Source organism: Tabrizicola soli (genome assembly GCF_015999335.1).
GTDB classification, from domain to species: domain Bacteria; phylum Pseudomonadota; class Alphaproteobacteria; order Rhodobacterales; family Rhodobacteraceae; genus Tabrizicola; species Tabrizicola soli.
Genome location: NZ_JAEACP010000025.1, coordinates 37,941 through 54,348 on the forward strand (window position 1 = coordinate 37,941; position 16,408 = coordinate 54,348).

The 16,408-nt window shown below is 68.8% G+C and carries 23 protein-coding genes; 15 read left to right on the forward strand and 8 right to left on the reverse strand.

The window, feature by feature from the left end:
- The first annotated feature begins 13 nt into the window (after positions 1–13).
- From def (I7S92_RS19810) to I7S92_RS19825, 4 genes are read left to right on the forward strand one after another with little or no spacing between them, the layout of a single operon-like run.
- The gene (gene def / locus I7S92_RS19810) at positions 14–499 is read left to right on the forward strand and encodes a peptide deformylase (protein WP_197647244.1); all 486 of its coding nucleotides are present in this window, start codon (positions 14–16) and stop codon (positions 497–499) included.
- On the forward strand, positions 496–999 hold the full coding sequence (def, locus tag I7S92_RS19815) for a peptide deformylase (RefSeq protein ID WP_197647245.1): 504 nt from the start codon (positions 496–498) through the stop codon (positions 997–999). Before def (I7S92_RS19810) ends, def (I7S92_RS19815) begins: the two co-directional genes overlap by 4 nt.
- Positions 996–1,889 (forward strand): methionyl-tRNA formyltransferase, encoded by an 894-nt coding sequence (gene fmt, locus I7S92_RS19820; protein WP_197647246.1) that lies wholly within the window; start codon positions 996–998, stop codon positions 1,887–1,889. The genes def (I7S92_RS19815) and fmt overlap by 4 nt, the downstream gene beginning before the upstream one ends.
- Before the next feature lie 50 nt (positions 1,890–1,939).
- On the forward strand, positions 1,940–2,173 hold the full coding sequence (locus I7S92_RS19825) for a GlsB/YeaQ/YmgE family stress response membrane protein (protein ID WP_197647247.1): 234 nt from the start codon (positions 1,940–1,942) through the stop codon (positions 2,171–2,173).
- On the opposite strand, the gene I7S92_RS19830 is transcribed toward I7S92_RS19825, so the two are convergent.
- From I7S92_RS19830 to I7S92_RS19865, 8 genes are all read right to left on the reverse strand, one after another.
- Positions 2,166–2,666: a transcriptional regulator gene (locus I7S92_RS19830; protein ID WP_197647248.1), complete on the reverse strand. Its 501-nt coding sequence runs from the start codon at positions 2,664–2,666 to the stop codon at positions 2,166–2,168. The two genes, I7S92_RS19825 and I7S92_RS19830, sit on opposite strands and share 8 nt — an antisense overlap.
- 38 nt (positions 2,667–2,704) lie before the next feature.
- Positions 2,705–3,349, reverse strand: coding sequence for a trimeric intracellular cation channel family protein (locus I7S92_RS19835; RefSeq protein ID WP_386003988.1), 645 nt, complete (start codon positions 3,347–3,349; stop codon positions 2,705–2,707).
- Positions 3,349–3,819, reverse strand: a complete 471-nt coding sequence (rnhA, locus tag I7S92_RS19840) for a ribonuclease HI (RefSeq protein ID WP_197647249.1) — start codon at positions 3,817–3,819, stop codon at positions 3,349–3,351. The genes I7S92_RS19835 and rnhA overlap by 1 nt, the downstream gene beginning before the upstream one ends.
- A gap of 3 nt (positions 3,820–3,822) precedes the next feature.
- Positions 3,823–4,284, reverse strand: coding sequence for a DUF3429 domain-containing protein (locus tag I7S92_RS19845; RefSeq protein WP_197647250.1), 462 nt, complete (start codon positions 4,282–4,284; stop codon positions 3,823–3,825).
- 41 nt (positions 4,285–4,325) lie between these two features.
- Positions 4,326–4,799 (reverse strand): hypothetical protein, encoded by a 474-nt coding sequence (locus I7S92_RS19850; protein WP_197647251.1) that lies wholly within the window; start codon positions 4,797–4,799, stop codon positions 4,326–4,328.
- Between the two features lie 72 nt (positions 4,800–4,871).
- Positions 4,872–5,825, reverse strand: coding sequence for a 4-hydroxy-3-methylbut-2-enyl diphosphate reductase (gene ispH / locus I7S92_RS19855; protein WP_197647279.1), 954 nt, complete (start codon positions 5,823–5,825; stop codon positions 4,872–4,874).
- Positions 5,826–6,206: 381 nt separating this feature from the next.
- Complete coding sequence (locus tag I7S92_RS19860; protein WP_197647252.1) at positions 6,207–6,635, reverse strand: YqaA family protein; 429 nt, start codon at positions 6,633–6,635, stop codon at positions 6,207–6,209.
- Positions 6,636–6,651: 16 nt separating this feature from the next.
- Entirely contained in the window at positions 6,652–7,227 is a 576-nt protein-coding gene (locus I7S92_RS19865; RefSeq protein WP_197647253.1) for a LabA-like NYN domain-containing protein, read from the reverse strand.
- 144 nt (positions 7,228–7,371) lie between these two features.
- On the opposite strand from I7S92_RS19865, the gene folK reads away from it, so the two are divergent.
- The 11 genes from folK to recO all read left to right on the forward strand — a co-directional run bounded on the left by folK (position 7,372) and on the right by recO (position 16,364).
- The gene (folK, locus tag I7S92_RS19870; RefSeq protein ID WP_197647254.1) at positions 7,372–7,944 is read left to right on the forward strand and encodes a 2-amino-4-hydroxy-6-hydroxymethyldihydropteridine diphosphokinase; all 573 of its coding nucleotides are present in this window, start codon (positions 7,372–7,374) and stop codon (positions 7,942–7,944) included.
- Between the two features lie 84 nt (positions 7,945–8,028).
- Positions 8,029–8,382 (forward strand): DNA-directed RNA polymerase subunit omega, encoded by a 354-nt coding sequence (gene rpoZ, locus I7S92_RS19875; protein WP_197647255.1) that lies wholly within the window; start codon positions 8,029–8,031, stop codon positions 8,380–8,382.
- A gap of 27 nt (positions 8,383–8,409) precedes the next feature.
- Positions 8,410–10,527, forward strand: coding sequence for a RelA/SpoT family protein (locus I7S92_RS19880; protein WP_197647256.1), 2,118 nt, complete (start codon positions 8,410–8,412; stop codon positions 10,525–10,527).
- Between the two features lie 40 nt (positions 10,528–10,567).
- Entirely contained in the window at positions 10,568–11,278 is a 711-nt protein-coding gene (locus I7S92_RS19885) for a DUF2062 domain-containing protein (RefSeq protein WP_197647257.1), read from the forward strand.
- A gap of 25 nt (positions 11,279–11,303) precedes the next feature.
- Complete coding sequence (locus tag I7S92_RS19890) at positions 11,304–12,065, forward strand: pyridoxine 5'-phosphate synthase (RefSeq protein ID WP_242070302.1); 762 nt, start codon at positions 11,304–11,306, stop codon at positions 12,063–12,065.
- A gap of 79 nt (positions 12,066–12,144) precedes the next feature.
- The gene (gene acpS / locus I7S92_RS19895) at positions 12,145–12,576 is read left to right on the forward strand and encodes a holo-ACP synthase (RefSeq protein WP_197647258.1); all 432 of its coding nucleotides are present in this window, start codon (positions 12,145–12,147) and stop codon (positions 12,574–12,576) included.
- Between the two features lie 26 nt (positions 12,577–12,602).
- Positions 12,603–13,391: a signal peptidase I gene (gene lepB, locus I7S92_RS23255; protein WP_197647259.1), complete on the forward strand. Its 789-nt coding sequence runs from the start codon at positions 12,603–12,605 to the stop codon at positions 13,389–13,391.
- A complete protein-coding gene (rnc, locus tag I7S92_RS19905; protein ID WP_197647260.1) occupies positions 13,388–14,077 on the forward strand; it encodes a ribonuclease III in 690 nt (229 codons plus the stop codon). Before lepB ends, rnc begins: the two co-directional genes overlap by 4 nt.
- 157 nt (positions 14,078–14,234) lie before the next feature.
- Positions 14,235–15,146, forward strand: coding sequence for a GTPase Era (gene era, locus I7S92_RS19910; protein WP_197647261.1), 912 nt, complete (start codon positions 14,235–14,237; stop codon positions 15,144–15,146).
- Positions 15,147–15,272: 126 nt separating this feature from the next.
- Positions 15,273–15,608, forward strand: a complete 336-nt coding sequence (locus tag I7S92_RS19915; protein ID WP_197647262.1) for a DUF1491 family protein — start codon at positions 15,273–15,275, stop codon at positions 15,606–15,608.
- 36 nt (positions 15,609–15,644) lie between these two features.
- Positions 15,645–16,364: a DNA repair protein RecO gene (recO, locus tag I7S92_RS19920; RefSeq protein ID WP_197647263.1), complete on the forward strand. Its 720-nt coding sequence runs from the start codon at positions 15,645–15,647 to the stop codon at positions 16,362–16,364.
- The last annotated feature ends 44 nt before the right edge of the window (positions 16,365–16,408 follow it).

Sequence of the window (16,408 nt, forward strand, 5' to 3'; positions counted from 1 at the left end):
AAGGAGGGTGCCGATGCTGCTGCCGATCCTGCGCTGGCCCGATCCGCGCCTGTCGCGGCTTTGCGCCCCGGCGGTGCTGGACGACGATTTGCGCGCCCTGGCCGCCGACATGCTGGAGACGATGTATGCCGCCCCCGGTCGCGGTCTTGCCGCGCCGCAGGTCGGGCGGCTGGTGCGCATGTTCGTGATGGATGTGGCCTGGAAGACCGGGGAGCCCGCGCCGATGGTGTTCGTGAACCCCGAGATCGAGCTTCTGGGCGCGCCGGTTCCTAGTCCTGAGGGCTGCCTGTCGATCCCCGGCCCGGTGACGCAGGTGGCGCGCGCGCCGCAGGTCCGGGCGCGCTGGACCGACCTGCAGGGCCAGCGGCACGAGGCGCTGCTGGACGGGTTCGCCGCCGTCTGCGTGCAGCATGAATACGACCATCTCGACGGCATCCTGACGCTGGACCGTCTTGCCCCGGACGCCCGCGCCAAGGCCGAGGCGGAGGTGCTGGCATGACCGTCCGCCGCTGCCTGCCCTGGCCCGACCCGATCCTGCGCAGGCCTGCCGCCGATGTCCCGGCGATCACAGATGAGGTCCGGGCGATCTGGGCCGACATGATCGACACGATAGAGGCGATGCCGGGCTACGGCCTCGCCGCCGTGCAGATCGGCGTGCCCTTGCGGCTGGCGGTGGTCGATGCCTCCGAGGCGCGGGGTCAGGCGGTGCGGATGGCCAATCCCGAGATCCTGCACGCCAGCGTCCAGCCGCGCGAGCATGAGGAGGCGAGCCCGAACCTGCCCGGCGTCTCGGCCGTGATCCAGCGTCCCCGCGCGGTGACGGTGCGCTTCCTGAACGAGGGCGGTGCGGTCGAGGAGCGGGATTTCGTCGGCCTCTGGGCGACCTCCGTGCAGCACCAGATCGACCATCTGGCGGGCAAGATGTATTTCGACCACCTCTCGCCGCTGAAGCGGAAGATGCTGATCGCCAGGGCGCAGAAACTGGGGCGGCGCGGATGAGGGTCGTCTTCATGGGCACGCCCGAGTTCAGCGTCCCGGTGCTCGAGGCTTTGCACCGCGAGCACCAGGTCGTCGCGGTCTATTGCCAGCCGCCCCGCCCCGCCGGACGCGGCAAGGCCGACCGTCCCAGCCCGGTGCAGCAACGGGCCGAGGCGCTTGGCCTGCCGGTGCGGTATCCGGTCTCGCTGCGCAGCGAAGATGCGGCGCGGGACTTTGCTGCACTGGCAGCGGATGTGGCGGTCGTCGTCGCCTATGGCCTGATCCTGCCCCGGCCGATACTGGACGCGCCGCGGCATGGCTGCCTGAACATCCACGCCTCGCTTCTGCCGCGCTGGCGCGGGGCCGCGCCGATCCACCGGGCGATCATGGCCGGCGACCGCGAGACCGGGGTCTGCATCATGCGGATGGAGGCGGGGCTGGACACCGGCCCGGTCCTTCTGCGCGAGGCCCTGCCGATCGGGCCGGAGGAGACCACGGCCGAACTCCACGACCGCCTGAGCACCCTGGGCGCGCGCCTGATCCTGCAGGCTCTGGACCGGCTGCCCACGCTGGTTCCCGAACCGCAACCGGCCGAGGGTGCGACCTATGCCGCCAAGATCGACAAGGCCGAGGCGCGGGTCGATTTCTCCCGCCCGGCGGTCGAGGTCGACCGGCTGATCCGCGGCCTTTCGCCCTTTCCGGGGGCATGGGTGATGGTGGGGGGCGAGAGGGTGAAGCTCCTGCGCTCGCGCCTGGCCGAGGGCGCGGGCGGTCCGGGGCAGGTGCTGCACGGCTTCACCATCGCCTGCGGCTCTGGCGCAGTCGAGATCACCGAGGCGCAGCGCGAGGGCAAGCGCCCCATGCCGGCCGCCGAGGTGCTGCGCGGCCTGGTCCTGCCGGAAAGACTGTAGCGCAACCGCCCCGGCATCCCCATATTCGGCAAGCAAAGGGGAGAGCGGACATGCCGTTCATCTGGCTACTGATCGTGGGCGCGGCGGCGGGCTTTCTGGCGACGCGTATCCTCAAGGTCGATCTCGACACCCCGACCACCATCGCGCTTGGCGTCTTCGGCGCATTGATCGGCGGGCTGGTCCTGCGCGGGCTGGTCTTGCTGACCGGGGCCGGGGCGGGCTTTGCCGGCGCGCTTCTCGGGGCGCTGGTGCTGGTCTGGGCCTGGAAATCCTGGTCTAGGTAAGCCGCTTGGCCGCGTCCTTCAGCCGGAAGCCAGGCGCGCCAAGGGCCGACCACAAGGTCTGACCCTGCCAGGCCGCGAACAGCAGCGCCGCGCTCTCCCGCGCCTTCTCTCCCGTACCCAGCCGCAGCGCCAGCGCCGATTCCACCGTCGCGCGCCAAGCGGCCGCACGCTGGATCAGTTCGGGATCGCGGAGATCGGCGGCCATCCCCTGCGGATCCACCGGGCCGATCGCCTTCAGCAGCCCCGGCGGCCCCTTCCCGGCGCTGGCCGCGATCGCCAGCACCGTGCGCGCCTCGAGCGCGTCCCAGGCGGCCAGCCGGGCGGCGCGGACCATGCCGTCGCGGCTGCCATACCTTTGCGCCAGCGTCGGCGCGGCCAGCCCGGTCGCGCCGGCCACGCTGCCGAAGGACACGGCCTTGTCCCCGCCCCGGTCCAGCAGGCGCTGGACGGCGGCAAAGACCTGTTCGTCGGGAATGGTACGGCTGCGCGGCATGGGGCGAGGATAGGCGAACGCCCGTTCACCCTGCAAGCCTAGCGTTTCGGCGCCCCCGGACTTGGCGGATGCGAGCGGTAGACCGGCAGCCGCCAGCCCAGCGCAATGCTGCCCGCGCGCAGGGTGAAGACGATTCCGGCGCAAAGGAGGAGCGAGAGCCCATGGCCCAGCCCCGCCAGCCCGCCCAGCACCGCGCCCAGCGACCCGGCCAGCGCGCAGGTCGCGTAAAGCTCGCCCTGTTTCAGGACCAGCGGCACCTCGTTGCAGACCACGTCGCGCAGCAGCCCGCCCATGCAGCCGGTGATCATCCCCATGACCAGGAGGATCGGCCAGCCCTGCCCCTCGGCCATCGCCACCGCGACCCCGGCCGGGACTGCGACCGACAGCGCGGCGGCGTCGAACCACAGAAGCGCGCGGTAGCGGCTTTCCAGGAGATGCGCGGTGAAGAAGACCGTGACGGCGGCGAAAGCGGCAACCGCCAGCACCACCGGATCGGCGACCCAGAACACCTCGCGGTTCAGGATCGCATCGCGCAGCGTGCCGCCGCCGGTGGCGGTCAGGCAGGCGATGAAGATGAATCCGACCACATCCAGTTGCGACCGGCTGGCCGCCAGCGCCCCGGTCAGCGCGAAGACCAGCACCGAGGCATAGTCCAGCCCGTCCTGAAGGGTGAAGGCGTCGATCACGCCGGGGCCTTGAAATTAGGCTTGAATGGGGCCATCCCGGCCCGGGCCAAGGCGTCCGCACGCTCGTTCTCGGCATGCCCGGCATGGCCCTTGATCCAGCGCCAGGTGACGCGGTGCCGCGCCTGCGCCGCATCAAGCCTTTGCCAAAGCTCGACATTCTTGACAGGAGGTCCCCCGGCCGTGCGCCAGCCCTTGCGCTTCCAGTTGTGGATCCACTCGGTCACGCCATTCTTCACATAGGCGCTGTCGGTGACGATGGTGATCTCGGACGGCCGCGCCAGCGCCTCCAGCGCCGAGATCGCGGCCATCAGTTCCATCCGGTTGTTGGTGGTCTGTGCCTCGCCGCCCATCAACTCGCGTTCCTTGATGACCACCCCGTCCTCGCGCGCCAGCATCAGCACGCCCCAGCCACCGGGGCCGGGATTGCCCGAGCAGGCACCATCGGTATAGGCGAAAAGCTGCGGCATGGCTCAGGCCTGCAACGGGATGGCGAGGCAGGCGAGCACGACGACGGTCAGCATCACCCGCAGCCGCAGCCACCAGACCGGCGCCAGGCCCCAGGCGGAATACATCGCATCGAGAAGGAGGAGGCCGACGAAGCCGGCGGCCAGGAAGATCGTGGAATTGGCGCTGGCATCGGTGACGGTGAAGAACACCCAGAGCGCCGGGATCACCGAAAGGGCATAGGCGGCCCCGGCCTCGCGCCCCTCGGCCTTCGTGGCAAAACCCCAGAGGACGCCGGACATGAAGGACAGGATCACCGTGCCATAGGTCAGCCCGACATAGGCCCCCAGGAACATCGGCGGCAGCCATTGCCCGGCCCATCCGGCCAGTGCCGGCGACAGGTGGGTGGCGGCCGACCAGAGGAAGGGGATCAGCCCGGCAAGGCCAAGCAGCAGGGCAGGGCGGGGGATGCGGCGGTCGTTGTCCATGGCCCTGATCTAGCCCGACGGGCGGCGCAAGGCCAGCCGGATCAGTCGGTCAGGAAGCGGTGCAGGCGCGCGGGAATGGCTGCCCGGATCGCGGCAAGCACGCCGGCGACGCGCCCGGCATCCTGTTCGCGGACCTGCGAAGGCAGGTCGATCTTCGTGCCGTCCAGCCAGACCGCCCCATAGACGGCCCCGCCGCCGACAGCGAGATCCTCGGGCGGGTGGGCCGGTTCCTCGCGCAGGTTGCTGGCAACGGCGGCGGCGCGGATCGCCTCCAGCGCAGCCTCGCCGACCTTGGCGCGGCGCGTCTTGCAGGCCGGCTCCTCGGTCTCGTAGCCCGTGCATCGCTTCAGGAACAACGTGCCGTTTTCATGGATGATGACGCTGGCCTCCCAGGCATATTCCGGCGGCAGGCTGCCCGAGTCGGCGCGGTATTCCGCCAGGACCGGGGCGTCCTCGGCCAAGGCGGCGGGGGCGAGCAGCATGAGAAGGGCGGCCAGGGCGGTCAGGCGGGGCATCACTGGTGTCCGGGCTATCGTTGCTGTCCAGCCCTCATAGCATCCCGGTCGAATAGCGGCCCAGTAAGGAATTCACGCCGGTTCGCGCAGGATGCGGGGGACCTTGAACTCGATGTCCTCGACTGCGGTCTCGACCTGTTCCACGGTTACGGCGAAACGGGTGCGGAAGGCGTCGATGACCTCGTTGACCAGCACTTCGGGCGCGCTGGCCCCGGCGGTCAGGCCGATGGCGCGGACACCCGTGAGGGCGCGCCAGTCGATGTCGGCGGCGCGCTGGATCAGCATCGAGTAGCCGCAGCCCGCCGCGCTGCCGACCTCGACCAGGCGGCGCGAGTTCGACGAGTTCGGCGCCCCGATCACCAGCAGCGCGTCGATCTTCGGGGCGACGGCCTTGACGGCGGCCTGGCGGTTGGTGGTGGCGTAGCAGATGTCGTCGTGGGCGGGGGCGTGGATCAGGGGGAAGCGGGCCTTCAGCGCGGCGGCGATCCCGGCGGTGTCGTCGACCGAGAGCGTGGTCTGGGTGATGAACGCGAGCTTTGCGGGGTCGCGGACCTGCAGGCGGGCGACATCCTCGACCGTCTCGACCAGCAGGACCTCGCCGGGGGGAAGCTGGCCCATGGTGCCCACCGTCTCGGGGTGGCCGGCGTGGCCGATGTAGATCATCTGGGTGCCGGCCTCGTGGTGCCGGGCGGCCTCGTTATGGACCTTGGTGACGAGGGGGCAGGTCGCGTCCACGGCGATCATCCGGCGGTCGGCGGCCTCGGCCGGGACGGATTTCGGGACGCCGTGGGCCGAGAAGACGACGGGGCGGTCGTCGGGGCATTCCGACAGCTCCTCGACGAAGACGGCGCCCTGGGCGCGGAGGGCGTCGACGACGAAGCGGTTGTGGACGATCTCGTGCCGGACGTAGACCGGGGGGCCCCATTTCTGCAGGGCCATCTCGACGATCTTGATGGCGCGATCCACCCCGGCGCAGAAGCCGCGGGGGGCGGCGAGGTAGAGGGTCAGGGGGGGAAGGTCGGGCATCGGGAAGGTCCGTGGCTGGTCGGGGCAGATGTAGGCGCTGCGGGGGGCGGCGTCCAGCGTGGTGGTGCCTGTCCGCGCGGGACAGCTACTCCAGCCAAGTGACTTCAATGGCTTGCCTGTTGGCATTAGCGGTTTGGCAAGATTTTCCGGCCGAATCCCGGATCCATTCCCGCCCCGAAGGCCGCCGCACCAAGCCGGGCCGGCGCGGCATGGCGGCGAGCGACGGGAACAGCGCCACAGGCACTCCGGCGTGGGCGACGCGCAGGCCCCTCCCGGCAGCCAGTCGAGCAGGGGAGCCCGGATGCCCCAGCGGGTCCGCCAGACTTCGGCTTGTCTGTGGATCAATGGCAAGACCTCCGGGGTGGCCCGCCGTATCCTTTCCTACCCCCCGAAGGCCGCAGCTCCGAGCCAGGCCAATGCGGCATAGCGGCCGGTCTTGGCCAGCGTGACAAGCAGCAGGAACAGGGCCACGGGCACGCGCAGCACGCCGGCGAGGGCGACGAACAGGTCCCCGCCCGGCAGCCAGCTGAGCAGGAGAGTCCAGACGCCCCAGCGGGCCTGCCAGGCCTCGGCCCGTGCCATCTGCGCAGGTTTCAGCGGGAACCAGCGGTGGTCGCGACGCCCACCCAGCCAGCGGCCGAGCGCATAGGTCACGCAGGAACCGAGCACATTCCCGACCGAGGCCACGAGGACCAGAGCCAGCGCGGGCCAGCCTGCGGCCTGCAGGCCGAGAAAGACGATCTCGGACTGGAAGGGGAGCGGGCTGGCGGCCAGGAGGGCCGCCAGAAACAGGCCGGAAAGCGCGATCACGCCGGACGCGCCGGGATCACTTCGCCCCGACCGGAACCTCGTCGGGGGTAACGGGGCGCGGCTCGCGCGGCGGGCGGCCGATGACTTCGCGCAACTCGTCCAGCTCGATGAAGTTGTCGGCCTGACGGCGCAGTTCGTCGGCGATCATCGGCGGCTGGCTGCGGATCGTCGAGACGACCGAGACGCGGACGCCCTGCCGCTGCAGGCTTTCCACCAGGGGACGGAAATCCCCGTCGCCCGAGAACAGGACCACATGGTCGATCCGGGGCGCGAGTTCCATCGCATCGACACAAAGCTCGATGTCCATGTTGCCCTTGACCTTCCGCCGCCCCTGGCTGTCGGTATATTCCTTCGCCGGCTTGGTGCGCATGGTGAAGCCGTTGTAGTGCAGCCAGTCCACCAGCGGCCGGATCGGGGAATATTCCTCGTTCTCGAGCAGCGCGGTGTAGTAGAACGCCCGAAGCAGCTTGCCGCGGCGCATGAATTCCATTCGCAGAAGCTTGTAGTCGATGTCGAAACCCAGCGCCTTCGCCGCAGCGTAAAGGTTCGAACCATCAATGAACAGCGCAAGCCGTTCGTCCTTGTAAAACATCTAGTGGTCCCCTCAAACCCGCCGGCTGGACGAACTTCCGTGTCCGAAGCGCATCGTGTAGTGAATTCCCAACAGCCGACTTCCGGTGATTATCAGTTTGCATCCTGTCGCGACAAGTCAACTCTGGGAACTTTAGGGTTAATCATGCGTGAATCCGATCATGCTTTGGTCGCACTCGGCGCAAATCTGCCATTCGGGGGCGAACCTCCGGAAGCGACCCTCAGCCATGCGTTGAGCGCCCTCGCCGATGAGGGTCTTCCCGTGCTGTCGGTCAGCCGGTTCTTTGCCACGCCCTGCTTTCCGGTGGGGGCGGGGCCGGACTATGTGAATGCGGCGGCAGTGGTCGATTGCCGTGCGGCCGGGGGGGCGGCCGGGATTCTGGCGCGGCTGCATGCGGTCGAGGCCCGCTTCGGGCGCGAACGGCTGCAACGCTGGGGGATGCGGACGCTGGACCTGGACCTGCTGGCGGTGGGTGATTCGGTGCTGCCGGACCCGGCGGTGCAGGATGGTTGGCGTAATCTGCCGGTGGCGGAGCAGGCCAGCGCCGCGCCGGACCGGCTGATCCTGCCGCATCCGCGGTTGCAGGACCGGGCCTTCGTGCTGGTTCCATTGGCCGATGTAGCCCCCGACTGGGTGCATCCGCGACTGGGCCTGACGGTGCGGCAGATGCTGGCGGTGCTGCCGCAGACGGATCGCGATGCGGTGAAACCGCTTTGATTTGCGGCGATTCCGCGCTTGTCAAGCCATGCCATTGCGCCTAAATAGGCCACTTCCAGCGAAGCTTCGGGATTGGAGTTGCTCATGGCCCGCGTGACGGTCGAAGATTGCGTTGACAAGGTGCCGAACAGGTTCGAGCTCGTGATGCTTGCTGCCCACCGGGCGCGCGAGATCCAGTCGGGCTCGCCCCTGACCATCGACCGCGACAACGACAAGAACCCGGTCGTCGCCCTGCGCGAGATCGCCGACGAGACCCAGTCGGCCGATGTCCTGCGCGAGCGGATGATCGAAAGCCACCAGACCCAGATCGAGGTGGACGAGCCCGAGGAAGACCAGATGGCGCTTCTGATGGGTGGCGAGATGGATCGTCCGATGGTGGACGACATGTCGGAAGAAAAGCTGCTGCGCGCGCTGATGGAAGCCCAGGGCGAAGTCTAAGGGTCTTGGCCCGCGGGTGGGGCGGTGATGATCGACGTCGATGACCTCATCGCCCTGGTTCGCAACTACAACCCGCGTTGCAATGTCGATCTGATCCGTCGGGCCTATGCCTATGGGCTGAAGATGCACGAGGGCCAGGTCCGCAAGTCGGGCGAGCCCTATTTCACCCATCCGGTCGCCGTCGCCGCCATCCTGACCGAGCAGCGGCTGGATGACGCGACCATCGTCACCGCCCTCCTGCACGACACGATCGAGGACACGCGCTCCACCTATTCCGAGGTGGCGGAGCTTTTCGGGGCCGAGGTCGCGGAACTGGTCGACGGGGTCACGAAGCTGACCAACCTGCAGCTCTCCAGCGCCGGCAGCCAGCAGGCCGAGAACTTCCGCAAGCTCTTCATGGCGATGAGCCGCGACCTGCGGGTGATCCTGGTCAAGCTGGCCGACCGTCTGCACAACATGCGGACGATCAAGTCGATGAAGCCGGAAAAGCAGGCCCAGAAGGCGCGCGAGACGATGGAGATCTTCGCTCCGCTCGCCGGGCGGATGGGGATGCAGTGGATGCGCGAGGAGCTGGAGGACCTGTCCTTCAAGGTCCTGAACCCCGAGGCGCGCAACTCGATCATGCGGCGCTTCCTGACGCTGCAGCGCGAAACGGGCGACGTGGTTCACAAGATCACCGGCGACATCCGGCACGAGCTGGAGAAGGCGCAGATCGAGGCCGATGTCTATGGCCGCGCGAAGAAGCCCTATTCGATCTGGCGCAAGATGCAGGAGAAGGACCTCGCCTTCTCCAGCCTGTCGGACATCTACGGCTTCCGGGTGATCTGCGGCAGCGTGGCGGACTGCTACCGTATCCTGGGCGTGATCCACCAGAGATGGCGCGCGGTGCCGGGGCGGTTCAAGGATTACATCAGCCAGCCGAAGAACAACGGCTATCGCTCGATCCACACCACGGTCTCGGGGCGCGACGGCAAGCGGGTCGAGGTGCAGATCCGCACGCGCGAGATGCACGAGGTGGCCGAGGCGGGCGTCGCGGCGCACTGGTCCTACCGCGAGGGCGTGCGCGCCCCGAACCCGTTCGCGGTCGATCCGGCGAAGTGGATCGCCACGCTGACCGAGCGGCTGGACGAAGGCGACACCGACGAGTTTCTCGAGAACGTGAAGCTCGAGATGTATTCCGACCAGGTGTTCTGCTTCACGCCGAAGGGTGACGTGATCCAGCTGCCGCGCGGGGCGACGCCGCTGGATTATGCCTATGCGATCCATACGCGGATCGGGAACTCCTGCGTTTCCGCCAAGATCGACGGGATCCGGGTGCCCTTGTGGACCCGGCTGAAGAACGGCCAGTCGGTCGAGATCCTCACCGCCGAGGGCCAGCGCCCGCAGGCGAGCTGGATCGACATCGTCACCACCGGCCGGGCGAAGGCCGCGATCCGGCGCAGCCTGCGCGAGGAGGACCGGGGCCGCTTCGTCAAGCTGGGCCAGGAACTGGCGCGGGCGGCTTTCGAGCATGTCGGCAAGAAGGCCAGCGAGAAGGCGCTGCGCACGGCGGCCAAGATGCTGGGGCTGGCGGACGAGAACGATCTTCTGGCGCGCCTCGGCTCGGCCGAGATGCCGGCGCGGCGGGTGGTGGAAACCCTGTATCCCGAGCTTGCCATGGCCGTGGCCGAGGAGGTGGACGCGAAACGCCCGGTGGTGGGCCTGACCGCCGACCAGAGCTTCCGCCGCGCCCAGTGCTGCCAGCCGGTGCCGGGCGAGCGGATCGTCGGCATCACCTATCGCGGCCAGGGCGTCGTGGTCCATGCCATCGACTGCCGCGCGCTGGAGGAGTTCGAGGACCAGACCTCGCGCTGGGTGGACCTGCACTGGCATTCCGGGCGGCACGCGCCGGCCTATACGGTATCGCTCGACATCACGATCTCGAACGACGCCGGGGTGCTGGGGCGGATCTGCACCTTGATCGGCGAGCAGAAGGCCAATATCTCCGACCTCAGGTTCACTGATCGTAAACCGGATTTTTACCGGCTTATCATTGACGTCGACCTGCGCGACGTCGAACATCTGCACACGGTCATGACCGCGCTTGAAGCCGACACGGATGTGGCGCAGATCTCGCGGCACCGCGATCTGACGCGGCGGCCGTAACGGGAATTGACGGGCTGGTCCCGGGTGAAGAGGCAGGGAAGTGGTCTTCAAACGCAGGGAACCGTTGGGCTGGGGCGCGTGGCTGCGCGAGCAGGTCTATCCGCGCGGCGGCTTCAAGCGGGCGATCCGCTATGTCGTCCACCGGATGCGCCGCCTGCCCGACCAGCCGCACCGGGTGGCGCGCGGGGTCTTCGCCGGTTCGGTGATCGGATTCCTTCCCTTGCCGGGGCTGCAGTTCGTCGCCGCCTGGGGCGCGGCCCGGCTGGCGCGCGGCAATGTGCTGGCCGCGCTCCTGGCCACCTTCAACACCAATCCGGTGACGACGCCGTTCTTCGCGGTCCTGGCGATGACGCTGGGGCACTGGATCCTGGGGATCGAGGCCCCGCTCAATGCGGAATACATCGGCAAGGCCTTCGCCAATGCCGGCGCCGACCTGTGGTACAACTTCCTTGCGATCTTCGGCCCGGAGCGCACGCGCTGGGACGGGCTGATCCAGTTCTGGCACGAGATCTACTGGCCCTATTTCATCGGCGCGCTTGGACCTGCCCTGCTGATCAGCGCCGTGGCCTATTACGTCACGATCCCGCTGGTCGCGGCCTATCAGAAGTCCCGCGCCGCCACCGCGCATGAGCGCAGCGAGCGGCGGCGCGCGATCCGGGCCAAGCTGGCCGAGGCCGCGACCAAGCTGAAGCGGCGGGGCGAGGACGGGCAGGACGTGCCCGAGGATGACGACGGGCCGGGAACCCCCTGACCCGAACAGGAACGGAGAGCATGCGATGGCAAGGACGATGGGCAGGCTTCGGCTGGGGGTCAACATCGACCATGTGGCGACGGTGCGCAATGCGCGCGGCTCGGCCTGGCCCGATCCGCTGCGCGCGGCCCTTCTGGCCGAGACGGCGGGGGCCGACGGGATCACCGCGCATCTGCGCGAGGACCGCCGCCACATCCGCGACGGCGATATAGAGGCGCTGATGGCGGCGATCTCGATTCCGCTGAACTTCGAATGTGCCGCCACGGCTGAAATGCAGGCCATCGCGCTGCGGCACAAGCCGCATGCCGTCTGCCTGGTGCCGGAAAAGCGCGAGGAGCGGACGACCGAGGGGGGCCTCGACGTCGCGGGCGATGTTCCGCGCCTGACCGACTATATCGCGCCCCTGCGCGAGGCCGGGGCCAGGGTCAGCATGTTCATCGGCCATGATCCCCGCCAGATCGAGGCCAGCGCCCGGATCGGGGCGGCGGTGGTCGAGCTGCACACCGGGCTTTATTCCGACCTTCTGGCCGAGGGCCATGCCGAACTGGCCGAGCGCGAGCTGGAGGCCCTGCGCAAGGGGGCGGAACTGGCGGCCGAAGCGGGGCTGGAGGTCCATGCCGGCCACGGGCTGACCTATGACAATGTGGAGCCGATCGCGGCGATCCCGGAACTGGCGGAGCTGAACATCGGTCACTTCCTCGTGGGCGAGGCGATCTTCCGCGGCCTCGGTCCTGCGATCGAGGAGATGCGGCGGCGGATGGACCTGGCGCGCGGGCCGGTGCTGTGACGGCGGGGGCGCCGGAATTCGTGACGAATTCCGAGACGATTTCCGGATCGGAAATCGGCGTTGCGCGGGGAGGCTGGTGGTGATCCTGGGGATCGGCACGGATCTCGCGAACATCGAGCGGATCGAGGGTGTCCTGGCGCGTCACGGCGACCGTTTCCGCGACAGGGTGTTCACCGAAGCCGAGCAACGCAAGGCCGAAGGCCGAAAGCGCGCCATCGCCGCGACCTATGCCAAGCGCTGGGCCGCGAAGGAGGCCTGTTCCAAGGCCCTGGGCACCGGGTTGCGGATGGGGATTTCCTGGAAGGACATGGCGGTGACGAACCTGCGCTCGGGCCAGCCGGTGATGCATGTCACGGGCTGGGCGGCCGACCGGCTGCGGGCGATGACGCCTGCGGGACACGAGGCGGTGATCCATGTGACGCTGACCGACGACCACCCCTGGGCGCAGGCCTTCGTGGTGATCGAGGCCCGGCCGCTGTCCTTGACACCGTCTCCCTCGCCGCGCATGTAGCGGCGGTTATCGCAAGGCAGGGCATCATGGCAAAATCCGGCAAGGCCGACGGCGGGATCCTCGAGACGATCAGGACGGTATTCTGGGCCCTGGTGATCGCGGGCGTGTTCCGCACCCTGTTCTTCCAGCCGTTCTGGATCCCGTCGGAATCGATGAAGGACACGCTGTTGATCGGCGACTTCCTCTTCGTCAACAAGATGGCCTATGGCTATTCGAAATATTCCTGCCCCTTCGCGATGTGCCCGTTCTCGGGCCGCATCCTCGCCTCCGAGCCCGAGCGGGGCGATGTGGTGGTCTTCCGCCATCCGGTCGCGGGGACCGATTACATCAAGCGGCTGATCGGCCTGCCGGGCGACAAGATCCAGATGAAGGCGGGGGTGCTGTATATCAACGGCGTCGCCGCGCCGCAGGAGCCGGCCGGGACCTTCCAGGAGGTCTATGAGCCGCAGGGCCCGATGCGCAACATCCCGCAATGCGAGAACGGCGCGGTGGGGGCGGGCGGGACCTGCACGAAAAGCCGCTTCGTCGAGACCCTGCCCGAGGGCCAGAAGCACAACATCCTGAACATCCGCGACAATGGTCCGGGCGACGACACGCCGGTCTTCACCGTGCCCGAGGGGCATTACTTCTTCATGGGCGACAACCGCGACAATTCGACCGACAGCCGCTACGACCCCCGTGCCGGTGGGGTGGGGATGCTGCCGGCGGAATACCTGATCGGCCGGGCGGACCGGGTGATCTTCTCCTCGGCCGGGTCGCGGATGGTGTATTTCTGGACCTGGCGGTCCGACCGTTTCTTCAAGGCGATCGAGTGAGGCTTTCGGCCGAACTCCTGGCCTTCCAGGGCCGGCTCGGACACCAGTTCCGCAAGCCGGACCTTCTGACGCGGGCGGTCACCCATGCCTCGATCGGGACGGCGACGCGGCCGGACAACCAACGGCTGGAATTCCTGGGCGACCGGGTGCTGGGTCTGGTGATGGCCGAGGCCCTGCTGGCTGCCGATCCCGGCGCGCGCGAGGGGCAGCTCGCGCCGCGCTTCAACGCGCTGGTGCGCAAGGAGACCTGCGCCGCCGTCGCGCGCGAGATCGGGCTGGGCGATGTGCTGAAGCTGGGCCGCTCCGAGATGCTGACCGGCGGGCGGCGGAAAGAGGCGCTTCTGGGCGATGCGATGGAGGCGGTGATCGCCTCGGTCTACCAGGATGCGGGCTTCGAGGCGGCGAGGGCGCTGGTCCTGCGGCTGTGGGGCGACCGGATCGCCCGGGTGGAGCCGGATGCCCGCGACGCCAAGACCGCGCTGCAGGAATGGGCCCAGGCAAGGGCGATGCCGCCGCCGGCCTATGAGGAGGCGGGCCGCTCGGGCCCGGATCATGCGCCGATGTTCACGGTCCGGGTCACGCTGGCAAATGGCGCCTCGGCCGAGGCGGCGGCAGGGTCGAAGCGGGTGGCGGAACAGGCCGCGGCGCGGATGCTGCTGGAGCGGATGGAAGGCGCGGGCCTTTAGGCGACGGCTCGTCGGGCACTTCGTGCACTCCTCGCAAGGATGCCGCCGACGAGTGCACGAAGTGCTCGAGGAGGTCTGCTTCTTTCCCGGACGGAATGTGAACTGGTCTTCCGTGCCGCTTTCGCCTATGGGTCGGACAAGGAAAGGTAGCCACCCCATGACCACGCGCGCGGGCTTCGTCGCCCTGATCGGAGAGCCGAATGCCGGCAAGTCCACGCTTCTGAACCGGATGGTGGGGGCGAAGGTCTCCATCGTCACGCACAAGGTGCAGACGACGCGGACGCGGATCCGGGGCGTGTGCATGGAGGGCGAGAGCCAGATCGTCTTCGTCGATACGCCGGGCATCTTCCGGCCACGGCGGCGGCTGGATCGCAGCATGGTCAAGGCGGCCTGGGGCGGGGCCTCGGATGCCGACATCATCGTCCTTCTGATCGAGGCGCATCGCGGGTTGACCGAGGGCGCGCAGGCGATCATCGGGCGGCTGAAGGACGAGATGCCCAGGGGCAAGCCGGTGGCGCTGGCGATCAACAAGATCGACCGGGTGAAGGCCGAGACCCTGCTGGCGCTGGCCGAGGAGGCGAACAAGGCGTTTCCCTTCGCCAGGACCTTCATGATCAGCGCCGAGCGCGGCCACGGGGTGCAGGACCTGCGGGAATGGCTGGCCGCCGAGCTGCCGGAGGGGCCCTGGTTCTATCCCGAGGACCAGATCGCCGACCTGCCGATGCGGATGATCGCGGCCGAGATGACGCGCGAGAAGCTGACGCTGCGCCTGCATGAGGAATTGCCCTACCAACTCACGGTCGAGACCGAGAAATGGGAGGACAAGCCTGACGGCACCACCCGGATCGACCAGATCGTCTATGTCGCGCGGGACGGGCACAAGGGGATCGTGCTGGGCAACCGGGGCGAGACGATCAAGGCCATCGGCCAGGCGGCGCGGGCGGAGATTTCCGAGTTCCTGGGGCGGACGGTGCACCTGTTCCTGCAGGTGAAGGTGCGGCCGAACTGGCTGGACGAGCCCGAGCGCTATTCCGAGATGGGGCTGGATTTCAAGGACGGGGATGCCTGAGGGCGCCGAATTCCTTGAAGAATTCGGGAAAATTCCTTTGAAGGAATTTGGTCCGGTCCTGCACCCTTGGCGTGGATTGTCATGGCGGGGCCTCCGGCGGGAGTATTTTTGCCAAGAGGAAGCTGCATGACGGCGCGGCTGGCGGCGGGGCTCTGGGTCTCGGCCTACCTCACGCGGCTGCGGCTGGCGGATATCCCGGCCTATGTCACCGCGAAGGGCGATGCAGAAGCGGGGGCGGTGGTGGTGAAGGTGGCGCTGCTGGACGGGACGGCGCGGGCCTTCGAGCGCCGGTCGGACATCCTGAGCGGGGCACGGGCCTGGATCCTGCTGGCCGAGGGCGAGGAGCGGGAGGTGGACGCGCTGCTGGCGCGGACGCGGGCGCGGGACCCCGACCTCTGGGTGATCGAGCTGGAGGACCGGCAGGGGCGGACGCTCCTGGATCAGGACGGGTTGTCGGATTGAGTTGCGCCCCCGGCGGCGGCGCGGGATAGTCCCGGCATGGACTGGCGCGACCAAGGGATCCTTCTGTCGATGCGGCCGCATGGCGAGACTTCGGCCATCATCGAGGTGCTGACGGCGGCGCATGGGCGGCATATGGGCGTGGTGCGGGGCGGGGCTTCGCGCCGGATGGCGGCGGCGTTGCAGCCGGGATCCGGGCTCATGCTGGACTGGCGGGCGCGACTGCAGGACCAGCTGGGGGCCTTTACCGTCGAGCCGTTGCAGAGCCGGGCGCATCTTCTGGGCGACCGGCTGGCGCTGGCGGGGCTCTTGTCCGTCTGCGCGCTCTTGCATGCCGCCCTGCCGGAGCGCGAGCCGCATCCACGTCTCTGGACCGCGACGCGGGGGCTCCTGGACCTTCTGGGGGGCGAGGGGTGGACCTCGGCCTATCTGCGCTGGGAGCTGCTGCTGCTGGACGAACTGGGCTTCGGTCTGGACCTGGGCGCTTGCGCGGTGACGGGGGCGACGGAGGGCCTGGCCTATGTCAGCCCGCGGACCGGCCGCGCGGTCACGAGGGCCGGGGCGGGGGATTGGGCGGACCGGCTCCTTCCCTTGCCCGAGGGGCTGGCGGGCGAGGCCGCCTTGCCGCCCGGGGCGGTGGCGCAGGGGCTGCGGCTGACCGGGCATTTCCTGGACCGGGGGTTGCGGCCCGTGCTGGGCGACCGGCTCTTGCCCGAGGCGCGGGCGAGGCTGCTGGACCTTCTGGCGCGACCGGCGTGATGCGACACCGGATGTCGCGGGCGTGACAGACGGAACCCGGCTTC